Origin of the sequence: Streptomyces sp. TRM68367 (assembly GCF_014495685.1) — a bacterium.
Classification (GTDB): Bacteria; Actinomycetota; Actinomycetes; order Streptomycetales; family Streptomycetaceae; genus Streptomyces.
The window spans coordinates 15,860-42,653 of the sequence record NZ_JACTVI010000004.1 but is presented as its reverse complement, the minus strand read 5'-3'; the positions used below and the strand labels follow the sequence as shown (position 1 = coordinate 42,653).

Genomic DNA, 26,794 nt, shown 5'->3' with positions numbered 1-26,794 from the left:
TCGCGTTCTTGGAGCGTGGTGGTCGCACTGCGGGGTGGGGGAGCGGAGCAGGCGGCGAAGGCCCACGCCCCGTGGTGACTGTCGGTGATCAGGCGGGGGCAGCGTGCTCGGAGCCGGCGCGGTGAGTGTCTCGTCATACCTGTCGTGACCAGCACATTTCCTTACCACCGCGGCTGGGCTGCCCAGGTTCCGCAGTTCGCTGTACCGGCTGCACGGCGGCCCGATCGCCACGCAGGCGACATCCTGTGCGCTCTGCTCGGCGCGCTGCCCTCCGCCCTGGGCGCTGATCCCGCTGCCCGTCCGATCGTGGCGCCTCTGGTCGAGCCGGATGCGCTACTTGGTGATTGCTTCACCTGCGATGCGGAAGCGGATTGTGCATGGGTGCTCCGTCCCCAGGGCCCATGTGCTGACAGCCAATACCGCGCGGATCACCGCCTCGGCTTGGTCTGTGCGGCCGACGGCACGCAGGATCAGGGCCAGGTCGGCTTGGGCCTGGAGAGTATGCGGATGCGTGGCGCCCTGGTAGCGCCGCCGAGTTGTGATCACGTCACGGGCGACGGCCTCTGCCTCTTCCAGTTTGCCCACCGCGCGCAGAATCCCCACCAGGAGGTGGCGTGCGGCCCAGCTGTCACAGTGCTGATCGCCGAGTGCCTTGTCGATGTCCCGCAGGGCGGCGCGGGCGACGGGTTCGGCCTCGTATGGCCTGGTACGGAGCATCGCGCGGGCCAGGCTGAGGCGGGCGGTGAGAGCCACAGGGTGGTCGGCGCCGAGCGTGCGGAGGGCGCGGTCGACGGTGGTGTGGGCAAGTTCGTATGCTTGCGCCCGCCGGCGCTGTTCACCGAGGTTGTCGGCCAGTCGAGCCATCGTCGTCAGGGTGGCTGGATGGTCGGGGCCAAGAAGGCACTTCTGCCCCTGGAGGGCGTGTTGCAGCTGGACCTCGCCACGCGTGTAGTGGGCCAGTCCGTTCAGCGCGAGCGCGTAGTCGGCACGAGCCTGCAGGGTGTCGGAATCCTCGACGTCCGGCCCAGTGGGTGGGCGGTCCAGGATCTGGGCGTACAGATGTACCGAGGAGACAAAGTCGCCTTGCCTCAAGGCGCGGTGGGCCTGCCGTCGTAAGTTGTCGTCAAGGCTGGGCGCGGCCATCGCGGCTGATCCTCCACGTGTGAACGGTGGACTCTGGCGTGAATCTCCCCGCCACGGTGCGGACATTGGCCGGGGCAAACCCTGTCGGGCGCACCGAGGGGATGGCGGCACGCCGCTTCCAGGCAATATCCCATCAGACGGTGACGCGACAGCGTCGGAGGTGTTGCTCAGTACAGTCGTCTCCTCGATCCCCTCCGGTGAGGCCGGCCACCGCACTGACGTCCCCGACGCCCAGCGTCCTTCCGCGCGTCGTCGCGCGGAAGGACGCTGGGCGGCTCCCCTTCGTCCCGCGCCCGGGAGAGGGAACGATCCGTATTCGGGCCGGCAGTGCGGCGTGCCGAGGGCTCAGCGGTTGCGGGGAGCGTTCCCCCCACTGTCAGGGCATTCTGTTGGACAGTGCACCTTCACCCAACCGTTCGAACCGTTGCTGGACGTTGGCAGCGAATGCCTGCGGCTCGGCGTCGGCGTAGCCCTGCCCCGCGGTGTTCATCGCCACTGTGAGGACGCCCTTGAACGGCGCGCCCGGGGAAGTACGCACCGGTGTGCACAGGAAACTGAAGTCCTGCGGCGCCGGCGAGTCGTACGTCCTGAGCGACGCCCACGGCAGCGTGGTGGGATGCCCCGTGCGGAGGGCGTCGTCCATCGCGTTGAAGACGCCGCTCCTGTCGAGGCTGGGGAGTGCCTGCCGGCCGGGACTGAACTGCTGCACCATACCGAAGAGCTGGCCCTGTCTCCCGTTGGCGTAACGTAGCAGGTGGTCGGGGCCTTCGGTGAGCATGATGGGAAACGGAGCCCCGTCGAAGACCGCGAACAGTTCCTGCTGCTGGGCGAGCAGGCTGTCACGCAGTCGGAATTCGGACAGCAGGGTCTCCGTGAGTTCCTGCATGGCCTGCCTGAGCTGGCGGTCCCAGGTGCGGGGCTTGACGTCGGCGACACACACGGTGCCGAGGACTATGCCCGTGTTGTCGCGCAGCGGAGTACCCAGGTAGGACCGCACGCCCAGGTCGTTTACCAGGGCGTTCCCCTTGAAACGCGGGTAGTCGAAGACGTCGTCCAGGGCAAGCTGGGACTGCTGGGCGACCACGTGGGGGCAGAAGCCGTAGTCGCCTGGTGCCTCGCGGGCGAGGTGGCTGAAATCGAACGAGATTCCGCTGCCTTGGGCCCCGGCGTCCTCAGGGGAGGCGCTGGGCATGTACATGCCTCGGAACATCTGCTGCTCGTCGTTGATGAAGTTGACCATGGCCAACGGAGACTGGGTGAAACTGGCCGCGAGTCGCGCAACGCGGTCGAACGTGGCTTCCGCCTCAACGGTGTTCAGGCCGAGAATCCTCAGCCGCAGCGTCCGCTGCTCGCTGGCGAGACGATGGTGTTCGGATGACAGGGATTCCATGTATCAGATCAAAGCAGAGATCCGGCCTGTCTGGATCACCCCCCCTCGAGGTCAATCCCATCTCACCTGTCCCGCAGTGAACGCCGAGGAGGCCGCGCGACTTGGTCTGCGGCGCGGTCCCGGCGGCCCCCGCCCAGCGGCCTCCGGCGCGGTCGCCAGGTGCCCAGCCATGGATTCTGTCCAAATTTTTCGATGTTTGAACCAACGGCGATCACTTCCCGTCAATCTCCGGTAGCCCATCGAAACGAAACGATTTTGCATCTGACAATCATGCGGTGGACTTGTTCATGAAGCTGAAGCGCCCTGCTCGGCCTGACGTGAAGTGCTCGAATTTGCTTTCGAATCTGGGGTGGTGTGCGCGGAAGCGTCGAGGCCGCTGGATCCGGCTCCAGTGCTGGGTGTTATGCAGGTTCATGCTGTCTGTCGTGATCGGCTGGCTGCTGCAAGGCGGCCTCTCGTCGGCCTGAATGCAGCAACAGCCTTGCGAGGGGCGCGGCGCCAGCCGCCTGGCTCCCGGCGCCGTGGCCACCACTGTCAACCGGCCACGCAGGGGGTCGTGCGTGGGTGCAGTCAACTGCGCCATAACGTACGGACAGTGGCGATGTATTGGAACGGAGTTCTCTCATGAACAGGTCCGACGTGGACGCTCGGTCGGTGGCGGTGATCGGCATGGCCTGCCGGTTGCCCGGTGCGACAGGCCCCGACGAATTGTGGGCTCTGCTGCGGGAGGGTGTGGACGTCACCAGCGAGATGCCTCGTGAACGGTACGACGTGGACGCCCTTCATGACCCCGAACCCAGACACGGGCGGATGGCCAGCCGCCGCGCGGGCTATGTCGAACAGGTTGCCGAGTTCGACGCCGAGTTTTTCGGGATGTCCGCCTCCGAGGCCGTCGAACTCGACCCGCAGCAGCGGCTGTTGCTGATGGCGGCCTGGGACGCGCTGGAGGATGCCGGCCAGCGCCCTGACCTGCTGGCGGGTACTCGGACTGCGGTTTTCGTCGGCAACGCTCGGGCCGACTACCTGGAACTCGCCCTGCGGCGGGGCCCGGAGTCCGTGTCGGCCGCCCAGTTGAACAACTTCCGGTCGCTGCTGCCCGCCCGGTTGTCCCACTTCTTCGACTTCCGCGGACCCAGTGTCGTCGTGGACTCGGCCTGCTCGTCGTCGCTGGTGGCCGTACACCAGGCCGTGCACAGCCTGCGCGCCGGGGAGAGCCCGCTGGCACTGGCCGCCGGGGTGAGTATCGCGCTCCGTCCGGACGAGGGTCTCGTGCTCACTCACGCCGGCGGGATGGCGCGCGACGGGCGCAGTAAGTTCGGTGACGCGGGCGCGGACGGGTACGCCCCCAGCGACGCGGTGGCGGTCGTGGTGCTGAAGCGCCTGGCGGATGCGCTGGCCGATGGCGACCGCATCCGTGCCGTCATTCAGGGCAGCGCGGTGGGCAATGACGGCCGTACCAGTGACACGGTCCTCAGCCCGTCGGTTCAGGGCCAGGTGGAGGTGCTCCGCTGGGCATACGAGGACGCCGGGATGGACCCGGCCGACGTCGACTACGTTGAGGCGCACGGCTCTGGTTCGCCCCTGCTCGACCCGCTCGAGCTGACCGCGCTGGGCAAGGTGCTCGGTGCGGGGCGCCCCGCGGACCGGCCGCTGCTCGTCGGCTCGGTGAAGACCAACATCGGTCACGCCGAGGCCGGCGGCGGCATGGCCGGTCTGATCAAGGCGGTGCTGTGCCTTGAGCACGGCCAGGTGCCGGCCAGCCTGCATCTGAGCGCCCCCCATCCGCGCGTCGACTGGGACAGGTTGCCGCTGGTCGTGCCGCGCGAGCTCCGGCAACTGCCCGATGTGGGCCGACCTGCCGTCGCCGGTGTCAGCGGGCAGGGCTCCTCGGCCCTCAATGCCCACGTGGTGCTCCGGCAGGCCGAGGCCGAGGGACCGTCGGCCGACCCCACGGCGGACGGCAGGCCGTACATCCTGGTCATATCCGCGCACAGCGACGCGGCCCTGGAGGCGCTGGCCCGATCGTATGCCGGCTACCTCCGTCCCGGCGGCGCCGGAGCGTCGTACGCGCTGCGCGACATCTGCTACAGCGCAGTCACCCGGCGGCAGCACCACGAGCACCGGATGGCCGTCGTCGGCAGCAGCCACGAAGAGATGGCGGCGGCCCTCACCGGAGCACCGTCACTGGACGGGCGGCCTCTGTCCACCGTCGCCGACCGCTACCGCAGGGGTGAAGAGGTGAACTGGGCAGCCGTGTTCTCCGAACCCGGCTGCTACGTGCCGCTGCCCGTCTATCCCTGGCAGACCAGGCGGTACTGGCCCGGTGAGCAGCATGACGACGGCGACCTGGCGGCCTGGGTCCTGCGCGAGCACGCGCGCACCGGCTTCGACGACAGCTCCACCCTCACCGATATCGGCATCGACTCGCTGGCGAAGCTGCGGATCGTCGTTGATCTGGCCAAGCGGTGCAGCCAGGAGGTCGACCCGGAGGAGTTCGGCCGGCTGCGCACGGTCGCCGAACTGCGGCAGTGGACGCGGACTTTGCAGGCGGCGCTCCGATGAGCGATCCGCGCGCCCCTCGCACCGCGTACGACTGGTTCGCCCGCTCGGCCGCCGCGTACCCCGATGAGACGGCTCTTGAGGTCGCCGGGGCAGAGCTGACCTACGGGGAATTGCAGGACGTCGCGGAGCGGCTGGCCGCCCGCCTGGTCGGGAAGGCCGGCGACACCCCGCCGCGCCAGGTGGGGCTGCTCGCGGCCCGTTCGGTGACCGCGTATGCGGGTTATCTCGCCATCCTGAGGGCCGGTGCGGCCGTCGTGCCGCTCAACCCCGAGCACCCGGCCACGCGGACCGCCGAGATCGCAGCGGCGGCGGGCCTCGACCTGGTCCTGGCCGAGAGTCCCTGCACTGGAGCGGACCTCGGCGTGCCCGTCCACGTGGCCGGGCCCGGGGAACTGGCAGCTCTCACCGGCGGGCCCGTGCCCGATGTGCCGTATCCGCAGGCCGGTCCGGACGATGTCGCGTACATCATCTTCACGTCTGGTTCGACCGGCGCCCCCAAGGGCGTGCCGATCCGGCACCGCAACATCTGTGCCTATCTGGACCAGGTCGCCGGCCGGTACGGCATCGGGCCGGGCAGCCGTCTGTCGCAGACGTTCGAGCTGACCTTCGACGGGTCCGTGCACGACCTGTTCGTCGCCTGGGCGGGCGGCGGCACGCTCGTCGTCCCGGAGCGCGGTCAGTTGCTGTCCCCGGTGAAGACCGTCAACAACCTGCGGCTGACGCACTGGTTCTCGGTGCCGTCGCTGATCTCCTTCGCCTCCCGCCTGGGCACTCTCACCCCGGGCAGCATGCCGACGTTGCGGTGGAGCGTCTTCGGCGGTGAGCCGCTCAGTCTTCAGGCGGCTCGGGAATGGCGGGAGGCCGCTGCGAACAGCCGCCTGGAAGTCCTCTACGGGCCCACGGAACTGACCATCTCCTGCACCGCCTACCGGTTTTCCGACGGCGTGGCCGACTGGCCGCGCACGCCCAACGGCACGGCGCCGATCGGGGCCGCCTACCCGGTCCTCGACGTGCTGCTGCTGGACGAGGAGGGCCGGCCGGGCGACAGCGGCGAGCTCTGCGTACGCGGCCCGTTGCGCTTCCCCGGCTACCTGGATCCGGCGCACAACACGGGCCGCTTCCTCACCGGCGACCTGCGGCCGGCCGACGACAACCCGCCCTCGGAGCGGCGCTGGTACCGAACGGGAGACCGGGTCACCATGCAAGACGGTCAGCTTGTCCATCTGGGCCGGACCGACCACCAGGTCAAGATCCGCGGTCACCGGATCGAACTCGGGGAAATCGAGGCCACGCTGCGGCAGCAGCCCGGGGTGCGTGACGCGATCGTCGTCACCCTTCCCGCCTCGGACGGCGAACCGGAGCTTCGGGCCGCCGTCAGCGGCTCCGGATGCGACCCCGACCGGCTTTACGCAGCAATGGGCGAACGATTGCCGCCGTACATGATGCCCCGCCGGATCGCCGTCCTGGATCAGCTGCCGCTCAACCCCAATGGCAAGATCGACCGTCGTGCACTGATCGCCGAACTCTGCCGCGCACGCTGACGGTTCGAGTCCGCTGGTCTGGTCCCTGTCCCCGTTCGTTGTGAGGCATCCGCATGTACGACGCCATTGTGGTGGGAGCGCGCTGTGCCGGCGCGTCCGCCGCTCTGCTGCTGGCCCGCGCGGGATACCGGATACTCCTGCTCGACAAGGAGCCGTACGGCTCCGACACCCTCTCCACGCATCTCATCCACCAGCCCGGCGTCGCGGCACTCGCGCGCTGGGGCCTGCTGGAACAGGTCCGCGCCTCGGGATGCCCACCGCTGGAGCGCACGGTCTACGAGGTCGCCGACATCCGCATCGAGGGGTGCGCCCGGGGAGTTGAAGGCCAGCGCGCGGGTATCGCCCCACGTCGCCGCGTCCTGGACGCCCTCCTGGTCGACGCGGCAGCCGGAGCGGGCGCCGAGTTCCGCGACCGCAGCCGGGTGACCGGCCTGCTGCGAGACGAAGTGGGACGTGTCGTCGGCGTCGAGGGCCGGCACGGCGGCCGAAGTTTCACCGAACGCGCACATCTGGTGATCGGCGCGGACGGCATGCGCTCCAGCGTCGCCCGCCTGGTGGCGGCGCCGTACACCGTGCAGGACAAGCGGCTGAGCTGTGCCTACTACGCGTACTGGCAGGAGGTGCCCGCCGACCTGGAGCTGTACGAACGGCCCGGCGGCTGGGTGGCCGCCGTGCCCACCAACGACGGGGCCACTCTCGTCCTTGCCTACTTCCCGCAGTCCCGCTTCGAGGAGGTCCGCACCGACGCGCACCGCGCCTACCAGGAGCAGATCCGGACCACCGCGCCGACCCTCCACGACCGGCTACTCCACAAGGAGCCCGTGGAGCGCCTGCGCGGCAGCGGCGATCAGCAGAACTTCTTCCGGCAGGCGACCGGACCCGGCTGGGTCCTGGTGGGCGACGCCGGGCACCACAAGGACTCCATCACGGCACGCGGGATCAGTGACGCCTTCCAGCAGACGGAGAACCTGGTGCGGGCGGTGGAGGGCACGCTGGGCGGCGATCCCGCTCAGCTGGACGCGGCTCTCGGCCGATTCGCCAAAGACCGGGACAGGCATCTCACACCGGGCTACGAGTCCACGCTGGCCGTTGCCCGACTGGCCCCGCACGAGCAGCGCCTGTCCCTGCTGCGCGCCGTGCAGTCGGATCCAGAACTCACCGCGATCTACCTCGACATGGTGGCCGGAATCGCCTCAGCCGACGCCCTCTACACACCCAGGCTGCTCGCCCTCCTCTGATCCACTGCACCACCGGCCACGGCCGGACAACAGCCTCGGCAGGGTTTCGAGTTCCTTCAACTCCTGTGAAGATCCCCGCGGGTTGTCCTCGCCGAGTGTGGCGCTGCGCGGCGCTCCTGATACCGTGCAGGTCGCGCGACTCTCGATCACGGTGAGCCACCAGGCCACTGCGCGGGGAAGGCCGGGCGTTGCGCACCCATCCCGACACCGGTTGTATCGCTGCTGCACGAGGAATCAGATGCCAGGTACCCGCGACCGGCGGCCACGTCATCGCTCCACTGCTCGCAGAACTCTTCGATCTTCGTTCGCCGTACCCTTCCTGGTCCCCGCGATCTGCCTGACCGGACTGTGGGGCCACACGGCGGCCGGACTCGTCGACGAGCAGACCCAGTTGCACACCGACGCAGACCACATATCGGCAGCTCGCCCCGCCCATGAGGTAGTGTCGCGGCTGCAGGACGAGCGTCGGCTCACCGCACTCTGGCAGGCCGACCGCACGGCCTCCGCCCGCGAGGACCTCGACGCCGCCCGCAAGAAGACCGACGCCGCCATCGCAGAGTTGCGCGGCCGTTCGTCCGGGCTGGACACGGTGACGCTACGGGCCCGGACCCGGGCGCTCGACGGCGCGCTGGAATCGCTGGCGGAGCGCCGCAGCGCAATCGACGCACGGACCCTGTCGGCCGCCGACGCCTTCGAATACTTCACCGGCGCCGTCTCCCAAAGCCTCGCCCTTCTCACCGCGGCCGTACGCAGCGACGACGGGGAACTGGAGCGCGGGGGCTCCGCCACGGTGGTCCTGGCACAGATCACAGAAATGCTCGCGCGTGAGGACACCCTCGTCTCCGGCGCCCTGCCCACCCGCCGGATCTCCCCTGCGGACCGCGCCCGGTTCGTCCAGTACCTGGCGGTCCAGCGGGCGGCCCGGGCAGGCCTGACCACCAAGGATCTTCCCGGGCGCGCTGCCGCGACGTACAGTCAGATCACCGGCAGCCCGCAGTGGACCCAGGTGGGCTCGGTGGAGCAGGCCGTGAGCGGCGGTGAGGGCACCTCCTTGCCGCAGCGGGCCGCGTCGTGGCCGACGGCCGCCGACAGTGTTGTCGGCGATCTTCAGGCACTGGGCACCGACTCCCTGGACGCCCTGGCCGGCCACGCCACGGACCAGGCCGACGAGCTGATGCTGGCCACGCTCCTGGGCACGGCGGCCACGCTCGCGGCCCTGGCCGGTGGTGCCGTGCTGGCCCTGCGCGTCCGACGCTCGACGCTCGGCCGACTTTCCGAACTCAGGTCGCGCACCCAGCAGTTGGCGACATTCTGGCTTCCCGACATCCTGGCCCGAATAGAGCGGGGCGAGCCGGTGGACCCCACTATGCTCGCCTCGGACCGACAACCGGCAACCGACGAGTTTGGGCGGCTCTCCGCAGCGATCGACCAGCTGGTGCACCTCGCCGCGGCCTCCACGCTGCGGCAGTCTCAGGGCCGCGAAGGCACGGAGAAGGTCGTCGCCCAGCTTGTCCGCCGGGCACAGATCCTGATCCACCGTCTGATCTCGCTGCTGGACGACCTCGAGCGCAAGCATGAGGACTCGGACCTGTTGAAGGACATCTTCCGGGTCGACCACTTGGCCACCCGTGTGCGCCGGCACGCGGAGAACCTGATGATCCTCAGCGGCGCCACGCCAGGCCGCCGCACGACCCCACCCGTCTCGATCACCGACGTGCTGCGCAGCGCGGTGGCGGAGACCGAGCAGTACACCCGGGTCAGGGTCAAGAACACGCCGGCAGACCGGCGGCTTGCCGTCATCGGCCGGGCCGTCGCCGACGTCACGCACCTGCTCGCGGAACTCGTCGAGAACGGCACCAGCTTCTCCCCGCCGGACACCCGGGTCACCGTCAGGGCGCAGCGGGTCGGGAAGGGCTTGGCCGTACACGTCGAGGATCAGGGCCTCGGCATGCCACCGGACCAGCGGGACGGCGCGAACGAACTGCTCGCCCATCCGCCGAAGGTCGACATGACGGCTCTGGGCGAGGATCCGCGCCTCGGACACTTCGTGGTGGCGCGGCTCGCCGAGCGGCACGGCATCAAGGTGGTGCTGCGTGAGTCCGACTACGGCGGAACGCTCGCCGTAGTGGTCCTGCCCTCCGACCTGCTGGAGGAGGTCTCCTCGCCCGTTCTGGACCAGCTCGAGTCGACCGTCGCCGTCGGCGGAGCCCTCGGCGACCGGGCCGGTACCCCGCTGACGGGCACCGACGACTCGACCGTCGTGCCCCAGGAGGCTCTGGCGGGCGCGGGCGCCCGGGCCGTCGCCGTGGGCGACGTCGTCACCCACACACGGCTGTCGGAGAACAGCGGCTTTCCCGAGTACGGAGGTGCTGGCCTATTGCCCCCTGCAGCGGATCATCCTGTACCCGCGACTCCCGAACCGGCCGAGCCGGCGCCCCGCCCGGTGAGGGACTCCGCCCCCACCCGCCACGCTTCACGGGCGGAGCGGTCGGCGTCGTCCGCGGGACGCACCACTTCTCGGGGCGGACAGCCGGATCTGCCGCGCCGCGACAAGCGGCCTGGGCGTCCAGCGCCTTCGGGACAGGGTCCCGCACCATCCGGACAGGGTTCCGCACCATCCGGACAGGCTCCCGTACGGGACACCTCCGGTCCACTGACCACTCCCTCGGTACTGCCGCAGCGAGTCAAGGGAGCCAACCTGGCACAGCAGCTACGGAAAGAGGCGGCGCAGGCCGATGACCAGCACGAGGACGACAACGACACCATCTCCCCGGAAGCGTCGGCCCGCGCGATGAACGCCATTCACCAAGGGCTGAAGCGGGCCTGGGCGCCCCAGGACGGTGAGCCGCGCGGTGTGCACGGGCGGCAGGACGATTCAGCAGGCCCCAGTGCCCCTGAACTGTGAGGAATGCTTTCGCAATGACTGAGCAGGTACACAACGGACGTCAACTGGACTGGCTCCTTGACGCCCTGGTGGACCGGATTCCGGAGATCCGTTGCGCCATCGTGCTCTCCGGAGACGGCCTCCTCATCGGCAAGTCAAAGGACATGCTCCGCGACGACGCCGAGCACCTGTCCGCGGTGGCCTCGGGTGTGCACAGCCTCGCCCGCGGCGCCGCGCGCCACTTCCACAGCGGGCAGGTCCAGCAGACGGTCATCCAGATGGACAAGGCGTTCCTTTTCGTCACGGCAGCGGGCAAAGGCGCGCGACTGGCCGCGTTTGCCTCGGAGGAAGTGGATGTCGGGATGATGGCGTACGAGATGGGCACGCTCGTCAAACAGGTGGGTCAGTACCTGACGGCGGCACCTCGCGCGGAGTCCCCGTCCGGCGGTCCCGTGCAGAATGCGTGAACCACGATGGCGCGACGGCCCGGAGGCCGGGCGCTACCTACGGCCGTACGCCATCACAGGCGGGCGTACCCGCCACAGTCAGCACACGTTCACACTCATCACGCTGGTCGTCGCGCGGTCCGAGTACGAAACCGACCCCGGCCATCTGGAGCCTGAAGCGGCCCAGATCCTCGACCTGTGCCGGGACCGCGCGATGGCGCTCGCCGAGGTCGCCGCTCTCCTGGACCTGCCCGTGAGCGTGGTGAAGGTCCTGTGCGGGGATCTGCTCGACGCCTCGCTGGTTCTGGTCCAGTCGCCGCCTGGGCGGGAGAGCCAGCCGAGCGTGGAACTCATCGAAAGGGTGATGGATGGTATCCGTCAGCTCTGAGCCGGTCATGCCGACCGCACTGAAGATCCTTATCGCGGGCGGCTTCGGAGTCGGCAAGACCACCATGGTTGGATCGGTGAGCGAGGTTCCCCCGCTGGAGACGGAGGAGCGCATGACCGAGGCGAGTTACGGCATAGACGACCTGTCCGGTGTGGAAGGCAAGGCGTCGACGACGGTGGCGATGGACTTCGGTCGCATCACCATCGCGCCGGAACTGGTGGTGTACCTGTTCGGCACGCCCGGCCAGGACCGTTTCTGGTTCATGTGGGACGACCTGGCGACGGGAGCACTCGGCGCGGTCGTTCTCGCGGACACCCGGCGGCTGGAGGCGTCGTTCGCCTCGATCGACTTCTTCGAGGAGCGCGACGTCCCGTTCGCCGTGGGCATCAACTGCTTCCACGGACGGTGCGACTGCACGGCCGAACAAGTACGAACGGCACTGGCCCTCGATCCGGCCACACCGGTCATCCTGTGCGATGTGCGCGACCGGAACTCCAGCAAGCAGGTCCTCCTCGCCGCGCTGCAGGCGGCACGCGCCCGCGCGGCCACCCGCCGCACTCCTGTGGGTCGGCTGATCCCGTGATCACCCTCCTGGGATGAGTCCGCGACGGCCTGGTCAAGAGCAAACCGACCATGCGTTGCGTCGGTCGCTACTGACCCGACAGTTCCTCGACCGCCATGATCGGCGGCAGGAAACGCTCGCGCTGCGCCGCCGTACTCCTTCGGCCACCCCTCACAGGTCCAGCCCGGGCGGCCAAGTGTCGTTCCCGGGCGAGGCGTTCTGGACAGGTCCGTCCGCCACGGCCCCGCAGACCGGCGAACCTGACCGGTGACGTCCGCGCGCAGCGCCCCGCGGATCTCGGCGCGAAACTCCTCGACGCTGCTCATGGCGGGTCCGGGCGACTCTCGACGGCTGACGCCCGGCACGTTAATCTACCGAACACTTGTTAGGGGAGGAGGGTGATGTCCACTGCCCGCACGACGCCCGAGGAGCCGGTGCGCTACGAACGCCGAGGTCCCGTCGCCGCGGCCACGATGAACCGCCCGGAGTCCGGGCACGACATCGGCACCCCTTCTTCGCCGACCCGGGGGTCCGCATGGGCATCCCGGGTGTCGAGTACGTCCGCGCGATGAAGGAGGCGGGTGCCTGATGGATCTCTCCTTCTCACCGGCGGAGGAGGAATTCCGGGCCGGGGCGCGGGCCTGGCTCGCCGCCCAAGTGCCCGGCCGCCCGCTGCCCTCCCTGGAGACGGCGGAGGGGTTCGCCGCGCACCGGGAGTGGGAGCGCACGTTGTTCGAGGACCGCTGGTCGGTGGTGTCCTGGCCGGAGGAGTACGGCGGCCGGGGGGCGTCGATCATCGAGTGGCTGGTCTTCGAGGAGGAGTACTACGCGGCCGGTGCGCCCGGCAGGGTCAGCCAGAACGGGATCAACCTGCTGGCCCCGACCCTCTTCGAGTACGGCACGCCCGAGCAGTGCGCACGTGTCCTGCCGCCGATGGCGAGCGGTGCGGTGATCTGGGCGCAGGCCTGGTCGGAACCGGAGGCCGGTTCGGATCTCGCCTCCCTGCGGTCGACGGCCCGTCGGACCGAGGGCGGCTGGCTGCTGTCGGGTCAGAAGACCTGGTCCTCGCGGGCGGCGTTCGCCGACCGTGCCTTCGGCCTGTTCCGCAGCGACCCGCACACCGGCAAGCCCCACCAGGGCCTGACGTATGTGATGTTCCCGCTGGACGCGGACGGCGTGACGGTACGTCCCATCGGGCGCCTGGACGGCAAGCCCGCCTTCGCCGAACTCTTCCTCGACGACGTGTTCGTGCCCGACGAGGATGTCATCGGTGACGTGGGACAGGGCTGGCGGGTGGCGATGAGCACGGCCGGCAACGAGCGCGGCCTCACCCTGCGCAGCCCCGGCCGTTTCACGGCTGCCGCGGACCGGCTGACCGCGCTGTGGCGCACCACCGCGGATGCGTCCGACACGGCGCTGCGCGACCGGGTCGCCGACGCGGTCACCGGGGCTCGCGCCTATCGACTGTTCACGTACGCGGGCGCCTCCCGCCTTGCCGCGGGAGAGGCGATCGGCGCGGAGTCGAGCCTGAACAAGGTCTTCTGGTCCGAGCTGGACATCGCCCTGCACGAGACCGCCCTCGACCTCCTCGGCCCGTACGGTGAACTCGCCGACGACGCCGGCGAGTCGCCCGCGCACGGCAGCTGGGCCGAGGGCTACACCTTCTCCCTGGCAGGCCCGGTCTACGCCGGCACCAACGAGATCCAGCGCGACATCATCGCCGAGCGGCTGCTCGGCCTGCCGAAGGGACGCCGGTGATGCGGTTCCTCCTCGACGACGAACAGCGGGAGTTCGCCCGCTCGCTGGACGGCATGCTGGAAGCGGCCGCAACTCCCGCGGCCGTACGGGCCTGGGCGGCCGGGGACCACGGACCGGGGCGTGCGCTGTGGGCCCGCCTGGCGCAGGCCGGGGTCTTCGGCCTGGCCGTTGCGGAGGAGTACGACGGGCTGGGCATGCACCCGGTCGAACTCGTCGTCGCCTTCATCGAGTTGGGACGACACGCGGTACCCGGCCCCCTGGTGGAGACGGTGGCCGTGGCCGCGCTCCTCGATCGCCTGGACGACACGGCTCTCGCCATGGCCTGGCTGCCGGGCATCGCCTCCGGCGAGACCGCCGCCTCGCTGTGCTTGCTGACGCCCGACAGCCCGTACGCCCTGGACGCGGACGCCGGCGACGTCGTCTTTGTCCTGGCCGGGGACACTGTGCGCGTCACGGAGTCGTACGGCACCGTCCAGCCGTCGGCCGACCCGGCGCGCCGGCTGGCCCGGCCGCTCGGCGGAACCGTCCTGGCCCAGGGCTCGCACGTGCTGCAGGCGGCCGAGCACGCCGCCGGCGTGGCGGCCCTGGTCACCGCCGCCCAGGCCCTGGGACTGGGCCGCGCCCTGCTCGACCGCACGGTCGCCTACGTCAAGCAACGCACCCAGTTCGGGGTCCCCGTCGGTTCGTTCCAGGCGGTCAAACACCGGCTGGCGGACGTGCTGATCGCGCTGGAGTTCGCGCAGCCGCTCGTGTATGCCGCGGCCTTGGCCCTGGCGGCCGGACAGCCGGACAGCGCCCGGGACATCGCGGCGGCCAAGGTGTCGGCGGGCGAGGCGGCGTACGCCGCGGCCCGTACGGCCCTGCACCTGCACGGTGCCGTCGGCTACACCGAGGAACTGGACCTGTCCCTGTGGATCCGCAAGGCCCGCGCGCTGCGCACCGCCTGGGGCACCCCCGCCGCCTGCCGCGCCCGCGTCCTCACTGCTGACCGCGCACCGAGCGAGGAGCAGACGGATGAGGCCGACCGAGGAACACGGTGAACTGCGCGCCGCCGTACGGTCGTTGCTCACACGCCACGAGAGGGTGCCGCCGAGCGCTGCCTGGGGCTCACGGTCGCCTGCACCAAAGATGATCCGGCTCGCCGGACAGCAGCCCGCCGTGTCGGTCTGACCGTCCTGCCGTCCGCCCCCCAAGTCCGGAGGAGAACGTGAACACGGGCGGCGGCGTCACGATCACTGCTCCGTGCGGTGCGAACCGGGACTGGCCGCACCCGGTGGCGGCGTGTTGATGTTGATTCCGGAGAAGTCGCGGCCCTGGATCACCGGGCCCTTGGAGCCTCCGGTGATCACGTTCTGGACGTTCCCGGTGTCCAGCGGCTCGGCCATATCGCGCCACCGCTGCAGACCGGCGTGGAACTCCGCGTCCAGGGCGGCCCGCACCGCCAGTGCCGTGCTCAGCGCCTGGGCCCGCGCCGTATCGCCCGGGGACTCCGTCAGCCGGGCCCGCTCGGCCTCTCCTGAACTCACGGCCGGAGTATCGGAGTTGTCGTCCTGCCGCCGGAACGGGCGCCGCACCAGGGAGCTCAGCCCTGCCCACGCCTGTCGGCCGGCCTCTCCGCCGGCTCCTCCGGCGAGCGCCGCCAACAGTGCGACCGACATCGGCTCCAACTACCCTATGGGCACGGTGACTTCACCGACCGGTTCGTCCGCGGGGCGGACGCGTCACCGCCGATGACGCGCCGTGACCACAACGGCCTACAGGTCTCCCGCCTCCGCGGGAACGGGAAGCGGACGCGACTGTTCGAAGGCATCCCGGGCCCGGTCGACCAGATCCGGACGGGGCGGGTGGCTCAGCCGCTCCCGCAGCTCGGCGGCGTTGTCCTCGGTCCGGCGGACCTCCTTGCCGAGGGCTGCCAGCACCTTGGGCCGTGCGCCCCTGCGCAGCTCGGGGAAGACGGCCGTCTCCTCGTACACGGCGTGGCGGTGGACCCGCGTGATCAGCCGCCGCAGCAGGGGAGCGAACTCCCCGCTGTCGGTGTCGGTGAACTCCAGGTCCTTGAGCACCTCTTCCATGCGCAGCTCTTCGGTGACCTCCTGCCGTACGAGGCGCTCGCCTTCTGGGACGTACCGTCGCACCGCCGGGTGCAGATGGCGCTCCTGCGCCACAGCCTGGCACACCAGCGCCAGGGTGGCCTCCTTGAGGCGGTCCCTGCGCCGGGGATCGTCGCCCGGCAGGGACTGGACCCGGGCGAGGGCCTCTTCCACCCTCCGGTGGGATGCAGTCAGTTCGGTGATGATGTTCGCTCGGTCCTGCATGGCGGGCGCTCCGCTGTGCGGGGGCGGTGGTCACCGGGTACCCACCCCGTCCGCACCCGAAAAATACATGAAAAGTACGTTATAGCCCGGTATGGGTACCCGACCGTTCGCACGGGGACCGCCGTGGACGCCTTTCCGATCTATGGAGCGACTCATGATCTATCGGGAATTCCTGGCCGACGTCCGCAAGCAGGGCGAGTACGAGAACGTCGACGAGGCGGCGCGCGTCACCGAAGCCGTACTGGCCACTCTCGGTGAACGCCTGCCACCGTCCGTCGCGGACCATCTGGCGGACCAACTGCCCACGGAGATCGGCGAATTCATCACCGGCGTGGGCACCGAGGGACGGACCTGGGGTGTCCAGGAGTTCGTCCACCAGGTGGCGACCGCCGCCGACGACGACGAGGAGACCGCCCGCCGCCACGCCGAGACCGTGCTCAGCACGCTCGGCAACACCGTGTCGGGCGGGGAGCTGAACAGGCTGATCAGCGCCCTCCCGGCCGGGTACGCCGAACTCTTCGGGCACGCCGAACTCGCCTGACCGGGCTCCCGGCGCGCGGTGCCAGGGCCGGCGTCCGGTTCGCCCGGGACGCGCCGGGTACCCGGAACACCCCGGAACGACAGGGGACGGAGGGTCGTACGGATGGCTGCCCCGGCACAGATGCCCATGGCGGACCGCCGCGCTTCCGCCCGCTCGCGGTCGCGGAACCGGGTTCCCGAACCCGGCGAGGAACCGGATCTCCTCGGCCGGTACCTGGCCCAGATCGCCGCGACCCCGCTGCTCACCGCTGAGGACGAGGCGCGCCTCGCCCGGCGGATCGAGGCCGGCGTGCACGCCATGGAGGAGCTGGAGCAGGCCGACGTCGGCGAACCCGGCCTGCTGCCGGAGCGGCACCGGCAACTGGAGGCCGTCGAACGGGACGGCCTGGCGGCCAAGGACCACATGATCCGGGCCAACCTCCGCCTCGTGGTGGCGATGGCCAAGCGGCACGCCCACCGGGGTATGCCGCTTCTTGACGTCATCCAGGAGGGAAACCTGGGGCTGATCCGGGCAGTGGAGAAGTTCGACCACACCAAGGGCTTCAAGTTCTCCACCTACGCCACCTGGTGGATCCGGCAGGCGATCGAGCGGGGCCTGGCCCAGCACGCCCGTACGGTACGGCTGCCCATGCACGTCGTGGAGGAGCTGCACAAGCTCGGCAAGGTCGAACGGCGCCTCCAACTGCACCTCGGCCGCGAGCCCACCGCCGAGGAGGTCGGCCGGGACAGCGGGTTCGCCGAGGACCGGGTCAGCTGGATGCGCCGCGTCGGACGGGACGCCGTCAGCCTGGACACGCCCGTGGACGAGACCGGCCAGACCGTGGTCGGCGACCTCATCCCCGACACGGAGGTGCTCCAGGCCGCGGACGTCGCCGAGTACCGGGCGCTCGCGGCCGACCTGCGGGAGGCCGTCGGCACGCTCGCACCCCGCGAGGCCATGATCCTCAGCCTGCGTTACGGCCTGCACGACGGGCAGCAGCGCACCCTCGAACAGGTGGCGAAACGCGTGGGCCTCACGCGTGAACGCGTGCGTCAGCTGGAGAAGCAGTCCCTCGGCCGGCTGCGGGCCGAGACAGGGCAGCGGTTGCGGGAGTGGGCGAGCTGACCGCGCCCCGAACGCCCGAAACCCGCGCCTGGCCGGCCCAGCGCTTCAGGCGAGGGCGAGCTTCAGGCGAGGGCGATGAGTGCGATGGCCGCCGCGGCGCGCAGCAGACCGAGCGTCCGGGCCGCGGTCGTGCGCTCGCGCAGGAAGACCATGGCGAGCAGGACCGGTACGGCCGGGTAGAGCGCGGCCAGGACGTTGGCCACGGCCACCAGCTGCTGCCGGGTCGCCGCGAGGTAGAGCAGGATGGCGAGGGTCCCGAGCGCCCCCGCTCCGGCAGCCGCGGCGGCCTGCCGCGACCGCAGCCCCCAGGGCGCTCCCTGGCCGGCGAGCAGGCCGCTGATGAGGACGACCGACGCCACCCGGCTCGCCGCCACCGGCCACAGCCCGGTACCCTCCGGGACCCGGGCCATCGCGAGGAACTGCACCGCGAAGCCGACGCCCGCGACCAGGGCGTCGGCCACCGCCGAGCTGCGCCGGCCGCCCGCCGGACCGGGCGGCCGTACGGACTCCGGGCCGCGGGAGACCAGCCACAGCGCGGGGAACGCGGCGGCGATGCCGACCAGGGCGAGGGCCGTCGGCCGCTCGCCGAGCAGCGCGAGCCCGGCCAGCACCGGCAGCGCCACCGTCGTCACGTCGCTCACCGGTACGACGATGCTCATCGCGCCTTTCGCCAGCGCGCGGTAGAGGAAGGCGACCCCGATCCCGGTACCGGCTCCGGACAGCACACCCCAGCCCAGGTCCGCGGCGGACGGGCTGCCGTGTCCGGCGAGGGCACCGCGGCGACACTCAGCGCGGTGCCGCCCAGGTAGGCGTGCAGCGCCACCGTCACTCCGCCGGTGCGGTAGGAGACCAGCCCGTTGACGAAGTGGGTGATGCCGAAGCACGACGCGGAGGCTCACGCGAGCAGTTCGCCCATGCGGGTTCCTCTCGTACGCCGGAGCGGACGGGCCGGGGTCAGCGGGGGATGCGCACCACCAGCAGGGCGACGTCGTCCTCGTTGTGGGGCGGGCGGGCCCGCTCCAGCAGGCGGTCGGTGAAGGACTCCAGGGGGCGGCGGGCCAGGGACGCGGCGTGCCGCCGCAGCCGGTGCAGACCGTCGTCGATGGAGTCGCCCGGGGACTCCACCAGACCGTCGGTGTACAGCAGCAGGGTGGATCCGGGCGGCAGGTCCGCCGTCGCGTCGGCCCGGTCCTGGTCGGCCGCGATGCCCAGCAGCACCCCGTGGCCCTCGGTGAGGTAGCGGGCCGCACCGTCACGGGTGACCAGCAGCGGCGGCGGGTGGCCGGCGTTGGTCCAGCACAGCGTGCACCGCCCGTCGTCGGACACGGTCAGCCGGGCGAAGATCATGGTGGCCATGGAGACCTCGGCGATGTGCAGGGCCGCGAGGTCCAGCCGCTGGACGATCCGGCTCGGCGGCTCCTGCTGCGACCAGGCGTAGGCGCGCAGCATGTTGCGCAGCTGGGCCATGCCGGCCGCCGCGTCCAGGTCGTGGCCGACGACGTCCCCGATCGCCAGGGCCGTGGCGCCGTCCGTCAGGGTGAAGGCGTCGTACCAGTCGCCGCCGACCTGTGAGGAGTCGGGCGCGGGCAGGTAGCGGGCGGTCATCCGCAGTTCCGGCACGCGCGGCAGCTGGGGCAGCAGATGGCGCTGCATGGTCTCGGCGACCTTGCGCTGCCGCTCGTACAGCCGCGCGTTGTCCAGGGCGAGACCGGCCCGGCGGGTGATGTCCTCCAGCAGCGCGATGTCGGCCGCGGTGAACGGCTCGGGCCGCTCGGAGCGGCCCAGGGTCAGCGCTCCCATGACCTCCCGCAGACTGTGGATCGGGGCGGTGACGGTCGAGTGCATGCCGGTCGCGTCGAACAGGCGGCGCTGCTCCTCCGCGATGCCCGAGTCCGGCGGGCCCTGGTAGGTCTCCGGTCCGGCCAGGGAGGACGCGACGCCGCGCAGGGCCCGGGACAGGGGCATCGGGGACTCCTCGGGCACCGGCGGCATCGGCCCCTGGAGGTCGTCCCGGTGTACGAGCCCGCCGCTCTCCGCGTGCGCGACGGTCAGGCGCCACACCTCGTCCTGCTCGTTGATCAGATCGATGACGGCCCAGTCCGCCAGGCGCGGCACCACCAGGCTTGTCAGTCTGCGCAGCGCCTCGTCGACGTCGAGGGTGGACGTCAACAGCGTGGTCGTCTCGGCGAGCAGGGCGAGGCGCTCCAGCTCCGAGAGCGTGCCGGTGGGCTGCTCCCGCCGCTCGGCGGGCGGCTCGGCGCCGTCAGCGGGGTGGAAGAGCACCAGGGTGGTGGGCCGGTCGCCGAGGGAGCAGGCAGTGGCCAGCCACGACACCGCCAGCAAGGAGCCGTCGCCGCGTTCCAGCCACTCGCCGGCGCCCTGTGCCGTGCGTTCGGCCAGGAGTGTCTCCCGGATCCGGCACTGGGCCCGCGGCATGGGCTCGCCGTGGCGGTTGCGGTGCAGCAGCTCGTGGGCGTCCTGGCCCACCAGGTCCGCGGCGGTGCGGTCCAGCAGCTGTTCGGCCCGCGCGTTGACGCCGACGATGTGGCCCCGGTCGTCCGCCAGAATGGCGCCGCAGCCCAGGGCGTCGAGGGCCCCGGCGAGCGCCTCCCGGCCATGGCCGCCGGGCCGCGCGCCGGCCGTGCCCGCTGCCTCGGCGTCCGTCATGTGTCGGCCTCCCGCGAACCGGAGGGCGGTCGGCCCGTCCCTTCCTGCCACGTTACGGAGTTCCCCGACGAGCGGAGCCGACGCCAGCAGGGGCAGCGGCGTTTCACCGGCCCTCAGACGCTGACGGACGTGGTGGCCGGGGATCTCATCCCTTTCCCTTGCCCTGTCCGGCCTTCTTGGCGAGACGGCGTCGCTGCCGGGGTGTCACGTCCTTGCGGCCGGACTGGCGGAGATAGGCATTCCTGCGCTTGTCGTTGTCCATGGTCAACAACTCCCTTGACTGGTCATGCGACTGGTCCTGCCCGTCGCGGGCACCCGGAGCCCGACACACAACGGGATGAAGTGAGGAGTCATGGAGATCTCGGGCATCATCAGCGCGATCGTGGTCGGCATCGTGATCGGCGTGCTCGGCAGGCTGGTCGTGCCGGGACGCCAGCGGATCGGCATGCTGCGGACGGTCCTGGTCGGCATCGTGGCGGCCCTGGTGGGCTCGGCCATCGCCGCGGCCTTCGGTGTCGCCGACACCAAGGGCGTCGACTGGGTCGAATGGATCTTCCAGATCGCTCTGGCCGCCTTCGGCGTCGCGGCGCTGAGCCGGGTGAAGCTGCGCCGCTGACCTGCGGACCGCCCCCGGTGAGTGGAGGAGCACTTTACTTCTCGCCTTCCTGCGCGGCTCGCGTCCGCTCCTCGTCCGACAGCTTGTCTGCACTGCATAACCGAGACCGGCTCCACACGAAGTGGAGCACGTCCGACCTGGCGATGGGACGAACCATGACTGACTCGCACCCCGGGAGCTCCGCCTCCGCCGTTCAGCAGGCCCTGCGGGCCGTCATCTCGGACGGCGCCGATGAGGAGACACTGGACACGCTCGCCATGAGCGAGGTCCTGGTGCCGGCCGGCGTCAACGCGGAAGGCCCGGATCCCAAGGCTCTGAGTCTGCCCGTGTACGAACAACGCGACGGCACCGAGCTGGTGCCCGTCTTCACCACACAGGCGCGCCTGGAACATGCGATGCCGCACATCACGCGGCACCGCAGCGTGGTGCTCGGCGCGCTCGCCCGCGGCTGGCCCTCCGAGCGGCTCTCGATGGTGATCGACGCCGGTGCGCCGGAGGAGCTGAGGCTCACCGCCCATGGCGTCAAGGAACTCCTCGACCGCGACCGCTGAACACCCAATTATGACGAAATCGGCTATCACCGGCTAATGCGTCAATACCCTCCAAATCATGAAAGGTGGCCGAGCGGTGGGGTACTCGCTCGCTGACATCCGACCGACGGCGATGCGTGGAGGGCCTCGTGAACGGACACGGGTGGCGACGGGCGCTGGTGACCGGAGGAGCCGGATTCGTGGGGTCCCACATGTGCGGACGCCTGCTCGAGGACGGCGCGGAAGCCGGTGTGCTGCCCAGCCCGTACATGCTGTTCGTGCACGATGTCGCAGCCAGCTGGCGTGACCGGATCCCCGCCGTCGTGCACGTCGACGGCACCGCCCACATCCAGACCGTCGACGAGCGCCGGGAGCCGCTCGTGGCCCGCATGCTGGACGCCTTCGAACGGCGCACCGGCCTGCCCGTCGTCAACACCAGCCTCAACACCGCCGGGCGGCCCATGGTCGACACGCCCCGCGACGCGCTGGAGTGCTTCGGCTCCGCGCCCGTCGACCTGCTCGCGATCGGGCCGTACGCGGTGCGCAGGGGGAGGGCGTTCACATGACCGAGTCCGCGCCGAAGCCGTCCGCCTACGCCGTCGTCGTACCGACGCTGGTGCGGGACACGCTCGCCGACTGCCTGGCGGCGCTCGCCGCCGCGACCGGGCCGCAGCCCGAGGAGATCGTCCTCGTCGACGACCGGCCGGACCCCGAGCCCGCACCGCTGGAGCACCCGCTGTCCGTCCTCGGCGATCTGCGGAGCCGCACCACGGTCCTGCAGAGCGGGGGCCGGGGACCCACCGCGGCGCGCAACACCGGCCTGCGGGCCGTCCGCTCGCCCTGGGTGGTCTTCCTCGACGACGACGTCCAGGTCGGACCGCACTGGTGCGAGCAGGCCGCCCGCGACCTGGCCGAGGCGCGGCCGGACACGGCCGCCATCCAGGGCGTGATCACGGTACCGCTGCCCCACGGGCGCCGCCCCACCGACTGGGAGCGCTGCACCGCTGCCCTGGCCGGCTCGCGGTGGATCACCGCCGACATGGCCTACCGCACCGAGGCACTGAAGCAGGTCGGCGGCTTCGACGAGCGCTTCCGGCGCGCCTTCCGGGAGGACGCCGACATCGCGCTGCGGGTCCTCGACGCCGGCTGGCGCATCCACCGCGGGCAGCGCACGACCCGCCACCCCGTGCGCCCCGCCGACCGCTGGGTGTCGGTGCGGGCCCAGCGGGGCAACGCCGACGACGCCCTGATGCTGCGCCTGCACGGCCCTGACTGGTGGCAGATGGCGGCCGCGCCCCGCGGCCGGATCCGCCGCCACCTCGCGATCACCGCGGCCGCCGGCGCCGCCTGCGCCCTCGCGGCCGCCGGCCGGCGCGACGGGGCGCTGCTCACGGCGCTGTGCTGGGCGGCGGGCACCGCCGAGTTCGCCTGGGCCCGGATCGTGCCCGGCCCGCGCACCCGGTACGAGGTCGACACGATGCTCGTCACGAGCCTGCTGATCCCGCCCGCGGCGACCTGGCACTGGCTGACGGGCCGGTGGCAACACCGCGCCGCCCGGCCCTGGCAGGAGGTGTCCCCGTGACCGGCAAGCCCGTCGTCCGCGAGCGGATGACAGCCGCCTACCCCCACCGAGCGCAGCCGACGACGGCGTCGTCATCGCCACCCGGAACCGCGCCGCCACCCTCGCCGCCACCCTCGACCACCTGCTCGCCCTGCCGGAGCGCCCGCCCGTCCTCGTGGCCGACAACGCGTCCACCGACGGCACCCGCACCCTGCTGGCTCGCCGCTACCCCGACGTCCGCGTGCTCGCCCTGCCCGCCAGCCGCGGAGCCCTCGCCCGCAACGCCGGCGTACGCGCCCTGTCCACCCCGTACGTGGCGTTCAGCGACGACGACTCCTGGTGGGAGCCGGGCGCCCTGGACACCGCGGCACGACTGCTGGATGCCCACCCGCGGCTCGGCCTGCTCGCCGCCCGCACGCTCGTCGGCCCCGGCAACACCCCGGACCCGCTCAACGACGTCCTCGCCGCCTCGCCCTTGGGAGGGGCCGACGACCTGCCCGGTACCTCGGTCCTCGGCTTCCTCGGCTGCGCCGCCGTCGCCCGCCGCACCGCCTACCTCGACGCGGGCGGCTACCACCGGCTGCCGTTCTTCGGCGCCGAGGAGACCCTCCTCGCCTACGACCTGGCCCCGCCGTCGAGGCGGTCCGCGCCCTGCTCGCCGCCCGCGTGGACGGCTGACGGCCGACGGGCTCAGGAAACGGCAACGTCCCGGCCAGCCCCTTCGGGCCGGCCGGGACGTCCGGGCTCTACGTGATCAGACCAGGTCGAAGCGGTCCAGGTTCATGACCTTGACCCACGCGTCGACGAAGTCCTTCACGAACTTCTCCTTCGCGTCGTCGCTCGCGTAGACCTCGGCGAGCGCACGCAGCTCGGAGTTCGAGCCGAAGACCAGGTCGGCCCGGGTGCCGGTCCACTTGACCTCGCCGGTGGCCGCGTCGCGGCCCTCGAACGTGGTCTGGTCCTCGGACGTGCCCTTCCACGTCGTCCCCATGTCGAGCAGGTTGACGAAGAAGTCGTTCGTCAGCTTGCCTGGGGTCTCGGTGAGCACGCCGTACTTCGAGCCGTCGTGGTTGGCGTCCAGCACGCGCAGGCCGCCGACGAGGGCCGTCATCTCGGGCGCGCTCAGGGTCAGCAGGTTCGCCCGGTCGAGCAGCAGGTACTCGGCCGGCAGCCGGTTGCCCTTGCCCACGTAGTTGCGGAATCCGTCGGACGTGGGCTCCAGCGCCTGGAAGGACTCCGCGTCGGTGTGCTCCTCGGCCGCGTCGACCCGGCCCGGGACGAACGGCACCTCGACCTCGACGCCGGCGTCCTTGGCGGCCTTCTCCACGGCAGCGGAGCCGCCGAGGACGATCAGGTCGGCCAGGGAGACCTTCTTGGCACCGGAGTTCGCGTTGAACTCCTGCTGGATGTTCTCCAGGGTGCGCAGCACCAGCGCCAGCTGGTCGGGGTTGTTGACCTCCCAGCCGCGCTGCGGCTCCAGGCGGATGCGGGCGCCGTTGGCGCCGCCGCGCTTGTCGCTGCCGCGGTACGTCGAGGCCGACGCCCACGCGGTGGAGACCAGCTGCGAGACGGTCAGGCCGGAGTCGAGGAGCTTGGCCTTGAGCGCCGCGACGTCGGCGGCGTCGATGGCCTCACCCTCGGCCTCGGGCAGCGGGTCCTGCCACAGCAGGGTCTCCTCCGGGACCTCCGGGCCGAGGTACAGCGACTTCGGGCCCATGTCGCGGTGGGTCAGCTTGTACCAGGCGCGGGCGAAGGCGTCCGCGAACTCGGCGGGGTTGTCCTTGAACCGGCGGGAGATCGGCTCGTAGATCGGGTCGAAGCGCAGCGACAGGTCGGTGGTGAGCATCGTCGGGAGGCGCTTCTTCGACGGGTCGTGCGCGTCGGGGATGATCGCCTCGGCGTCCTTGGCCACCCACTGCTTGGCGCCGGCCGGGGACTCGGTCAGCTCCCACTCGTAGCCGAAGAGGATCTCGAAGAAGTCGTTGCTCCACCGGGTCGGCTTGGTGGTCCAGGTGACCTCCAGGCCGGACGTGATGGCGTCCCCGGCCTTGCCGGTGCCGTGGGTGCTGCGCCAGCCCAGGCCCTGCTCCTCCATCGAGGCGGCCTCGGGGTCGGCCCCGACGGCGTCCGCCGGGCCGGCGCCGTGGGTCTTGCCGAAGGTGTGACCGCCCGCGATCAGGGCCACCGTCTCCTCGTCGTTCATCGCCATCCGGCGGAACGTCTCACGGATGTCGCGGGCCGCGGCGATCGGGTCCGGGTTGCCGTTCGGGCCTTCCGGGTTGACGTAGATCAGGCCCATCTGGACCGCGCCGAGCGGGTTCTCCAGCTCGCGGTCGCCGGAGTAGCGCCGGTCGTCCAGCCAGGTGGTCTCGGGACCCCAGTAGACGTCCTCCTCCGGCTCCCAGACGTCCTCACGGCCGCCGCCGAAGCCGAAGGTCTCGAAGCCCATCTGCTCCAGCGCGACGTTGCCGGTGAGGATCATGAGGTCGGCCCAGGAGATGCTCTGGCCGTACTTCTTCTTGACCGGCCACAGCAGACGGCGGGCCTTGTCGAGGTTGCCGTTGTCCGGCCAGCTGTTCAGCGGGGCGAAGCGCTGCTGGCCGGCGCCGGCGCCGCCGCGGCCGTCGCTGATGCGGTAGGTGCCCGCGCTGTGCCAGGCCATACGGATCATCAGCGGGCCGTAGTTGCCGAAGTCGGCGGGCCACCAGTCCTGCGAGGTGGTCAGCACCTCCGCGATGTCCCGTTTCACGGCGGCGAGGTCGAGGGACTTGAACGCCTCGGCGTAGTCGAACTCCTCGCCGAGCGGGTTGGCCACGGCGGGGTTCTTGGCAAGGATCTTCAGGTTGAGCCGCTCCGGCCACCACTGGCGGTTTCCGCCACCCTGAGTGGGGTGCAGGGCGCGCCCGTGCGCGACCGGGCAGCCACCGGTTCCCTCCATCTTGGGGTCGGTGACGATTGCATCAGGGTTCTCGGCCATGAGAGTCCTTCCGAACTGTGGGATATCGGTGCTCAGGAACTGCGGGCGGGTGAACAGGCGAGGCACAGGCCCCAGTAGATGACCTCGGCCTCGTCGATCGAGAAGCCGTGGTCGTCGGACGCGGTCAGGCACGGGGCGTCCCCGACCGCGCAGTCGACATCGGCGACGACACCGCACGACCGGCACACGATGTGGTGGTGGTTGTCGCCGACGCGTCCCTCGAACCGGGCCGGGCTGCCGGGCGGTTCGATACGGCGTATGAGTCCCGCCGCCGTGAGGGCGTGCAACGCCTCGTACACGGCTTGTACGGAGATGTGACCCACGCGATCGCGAACCCCGGAGGCGATCGCCTCGACCCCGAGGTGGTCACCGGCTCGGACGGTTTCGAGCAGCGCGACGCGAGCGGCCGTCACCCGCAGGCCGGCACCGCGCAGCTCCTCGGCGGTGGTCGGAGTCGGGGATGCGGTCATGGCGCACAACCTACCCGCACAAACACGAACGGTTCAATAAAACGAACGGCCAAAGTTTTTTGTGTCACGATGGAGGGGTGCTTTGTCATGTTCAAGGGTGA

Annotated in this window: 24 protein-coding genes and 1 pseudogene; 17 read left to right on the top strand and 8 right to left on the bottom strand. The window is 70.9% G+C overall.

Features of this window, described 5'->3' with window-relative positions; genetic code table 11:
- Positions 1–333 precede the first annotated feature (333 nt).
- Complete coding sequence (locus H8R17_RS04245) at positions 334–1,143, bottom strand: tetratricopeptide repeat protein (protein ID WP_187821765.1); 810 nt, start codon at positions 1,141–1,143, stop codon at positions 334–336.
- A 376-nt stretch (positions 1,144–1,519) separates the two neighbouring features.
- A complete protein-coding gene (locus H8R17_RS04240) occupies positions 1,520–2,533 on the bottom strand; it encodes a GAF domain-containing protein (protein WP_187821764.1) in 1,014 nt (337 codons plus the stop codon).
- Positions 2,534–3,157: 624 nt separating this feature from the next.
- On the opposite strand from H8R17_RS04240, the gene H8R17_RS04235 reads away from it, so the two are divergent.
- The 10 genes from H8R17_RS04235 to H8R17_RS04190 all read left to right on the top strand — a co-directional run bounded on the left by H8R17_RS04235 (position 3,158) and on the right by H8R17_RS04190 (position 14,952).
- Positions 3,158–5,095 (top strand): type I polyketide synthase, encoded by a 1,938-nt coding sequence (locus H8R17_RS04235; RefSeq protein WP_187821763.1) that lies wholly within the window; start codon positions 3,158–3,160, stop codon positions 5,093–5,095.
- Entirely contained in the window at positions 5,092–6,636 is a 1,545-nt protein-coding gene (locus tag H8R17_RS04230; RefSeq protein WP_187821762.1) for an amino acid adenylation domain-containing protein, read from the top strand. Before H8R17_RS04235 ends, H8R17_RS04230 begins: the two co-directional genes overlap by 4 nt.
- Before the next feature lie 53 nt (positions 6,637–6,689).
- Positions 6,690–7,874 carry an NAD(P)/FAD-dependent oxidoreductase gene (locus H8R17_RS04225; protein WP_187821761.1) on the top strand — a complete coding sequence of 395 codons (1,185 nt, stop codon included), beginning with the start codon at positions 6,690–6,692 and terminating at the stop codon, positions 7,872–7,874.
- Between the two features lie 238 nt (positions 7,875–8,112).
- Positions 8,113–10,779, top strand: coding sequence for an ATP-binding protein (locus tag H8R17_RS04220; RefSeq protein WP_187821760.1), 2,667 nt, complete (start codon positions 8,113–8,115; stop codon positions 10,777–10,779).
- Between the two features lie 14 nt (positions 10,780–10,793).
- Entirely contained in the window at positions 10,794–11,225 is a 432-nt protein-coding gene (locus tag H8R17_RS04215; protein ID WP_187821759.1) for a roadblock/LC7 domain-containing protein, read from the top strand.
- Positions 11,218–11,592, top strand: coding sequence for a DUF742 domain-containing protein (locus H8R17_RS04210; RefSeq protein WP_187821758.1), 375 nt, complete (start codon positions 11,218–11,220; stop codon positions 11,590–11,592). Before H8R17_RS04215 ends, H8R17_RS04210 begins: the two co-directional genes overlap by 8 nt.
- Positions 11,573–12,175, top strand: coding sequence for an ATP/GTP-binding protein (locus H8R17_RS04205; protein ID WP_187821757.1), 603 nt, complete (start codon positions 11,573–11,575; stop codon positions 12,173–12,175). Before H8R17_RS04210 ends, H8R17_RS04205 begins: the two co-directional genes overlap by 20 nt.
- 380 nt (positions 12,176–12,555) lie before the next feature.
- Positions 12,556–12,726: a hypothetical protein gene (locus H8R17_RS04200; RefSeq protein ID WP_187821756.1), complete on the top strand. Its 171-nt coding sequence runs from the start codon at positions 12,556–12,558 to the stop codon at positions 12,724–12,726.
- 16 nt (positions 12,727–12,742) lie between these two features.
- Positions 12,743–13,912, top strand: a complete 1,170-nt coding sequence (locus tag H8R17_RS04195) for an acyl-CoA dehydrogenase family protein (protein WP_187821755.1) — start codon at positions 12,743–12,745, stop codon at positions 13,910–13,912.
- Positions 13,912–14,952 (top strand): acyl-CoA dehydrogenase family protein, encoded by a 1,041-nt coding sequence (locus H8R17_RS04190; protein WP_187821754.1) that lies wholly within the window; start codon positions 13,912–13,914, stop codon positions 14,950–14,952. Before H8R17_RS04195 ends, H8R17_RS04190 begins: the two co-directional genes overlap by 1 nt.
- A 192-nt stretch (positions 14,953–15,144) precedes the next feature.
- Here the strand turns inward: H8R17_RS04190 and H8R17_RS04185 are convergent, their stop codons facing one another.
- Both H8R17_RS04185 and H8R17_RS04180 read right to left on the bottom strand, forming a co-directional pair.
- Positions 15,145–15,570 carry a hypothetical protein gene (locus tag H8R17_RS04185; protein ID WP_262505012.1) on the bottom strand — a complete coding sequence of 142 codons (426 nt, stop codon included), beginning with the start codon at positions 15,568–15,570 and terminating at the stop codon, positions 15,145–15,147.
- Positions 15,571–15,666: 96 nt separating this feature from the next.
- Positions 15,667–16,227 (bottom strand): hemerythrin domain-containing protein, encoded by a 561-nt coding sequence (locus H8R17_RS04180; protein WP_187821752.1) that lies wholly within the window; start codon positions 16,225–16,227, stop codon positions 15,667–15,669.
- 154 nt (positions 16,228–16,381) lie between these two features.
- Between H8R17_RS04180 and H8R17_RS04175 the strand changes: the two genes are divergently transcribed.
- Together H8R17_RS04175 and H8R17_RS04170 are read left to right on the top strand one after the other, a co-directional pair.
- Positions 16,382–16,768: a DUF2267 domain-containing protein gene (locus H8R17_RS04175; RefSeq protein ID WP_187821751.1), complete on the top strand. Its 387-nt coding sequence runs from the start codon at positions 16,382–16,384 to the stop codon at positions 16,766–16,768.
- 102 nt (positions 16,769–16,870) lie between these two features.
- Complete coding sequence (locus H8R17_RS04170; RefSeq protein WP_187821750.1) at positions 16,871–17,872, top strand: sigma-70 family RNA polymerase sigma factor; 1,002 nt, start codon at positions 16,871–16,873, stop codon at positions 17,870–17,872.
- A 62-nt stretch (positions 17,873–17,934) separates the two neighbouring features.
- Here H8R17_RS04170 and H8R17_RS04165 read toward each other — a convergent pair whose 3' ends face one another.
- Together H8R17_RS04165 and H8R17_RS04160 are read right to left on the bottom strand one after the other, a co-directional pair.
- On the bottom strand, positions 17,935–18,597 hold the full coding sequence (locus H8R17_RS04165) for an EamA family transporter (RefSeq protein ID WP_262505011.1): 663 nt from the start codon (positions 18,595–18,597) through the stop codon (positions 17,935–17,937).
- Positions 18,598–18,826: 229 nt separating this feature from the next.
- On the bottom strand, positions 18,827–20,539 hold the full coding sequence (locus H8R17_RS04160) for a SpoIIE family protein phosphatase (protein WP_187821749.1): 1,713 nt from the start codon (positions 20,537–20,539) through the stop codon (positions 18,827–18,829).
- Between the two features lie 352 nt (positions 20,540–20,891).
- Here H8R17_RS04160 and H8R17_RS04155 point away from each other — a divergent pair, with 352 nt between their 5' ends.
- The 5 genes and pseudogenes from H8R17_RS04155 to H8R17_RS04135 form a co-directional block, all read left to right on the top strand.
- Positions 20,892–21,155, top strand: coding sequence for a GlsB/YeaQ/YmgE family stress response membrane protein (locus H8R17_RS04155; RefSeq protein WP_187821748.1), 264 nt, complete (start codon positions 20,892–20,894; stop codon positions 21,153–21,155).
- A gap of 155 nt (positions 21,156–21,310) precedes the next feature.
- A complete protein-coding gene (locus H8R17_RS04150) occupies positions 21,311–21,706 on the top strand; it encodes an SseB family protein (protein ID WP_187821747.1) in 396 nt (131 codons plus the stop codon).
- Between the two features lie 65 nt (positions 21,707–21,771).
- Positions 21,772–22,251 carry a carbamoyltransferase C-terminal domain-containing protein gene (locus H8R17_RS04145; protein WP_399476235.1) on the top strand — a complete coding sequence of 160 codons (480 nt, stop codon included), beginning with the start codon at positions 21,772–21,774 and terminating at the stop codon, positions 22,249–22,251.
- Positions 22,248–23,267 carry a glycosyltransferase gene (locus H8R17_RS04140; protein ID WP_187821746.1) on the top strand — a complete coding sequence of 340 codons (1,020 nt, stop codon included), beginning with the start codon at positions 22,248–22,250 and terminating at the stop codon, positions 23,265–23,267. Before H8R17_RS04145 ends, H8R17_RS04140 begins: the two co-directional genes overlap by 4 nt.
- A gap of 73 nt (positions 23,268–23,340) precedes the next feature.
- A pseudogene (locus H8R17_RS04135) lies at positions 23,341–23,878 on the top strand (glycosyltransferase family 2 protein); the annotation flags it as partial.
- Positions 23,879–24,000: 122 nt separating this feature from the next.
- Here the strand turns inward: H8R17_RS04135 and katG are convergent.
- Positions 24,001–26,223, bottom strand: a complete 2,223-nt coding sequence (gene katG, locus H8R17_RS04130) for a catalase/peroxidase HPI (protein WP_187821745.1) — start codon at positions 26,221–26,223, stop codon at positions 24,001–24,003.
- Between the two features lie 32 nt (positions 26,224–26,255).
- Entirely contained in the window at positions 26,256–26,693 is a 438-nt protein-coding gene (locus tag H8R17_RS04125) for a Fur family transcriptional regulator (RefSeq protein WP_187821744.1), read from the bottom strand.
- Positions 26,694–26,794: the final 101 nt, after the last annotated feature.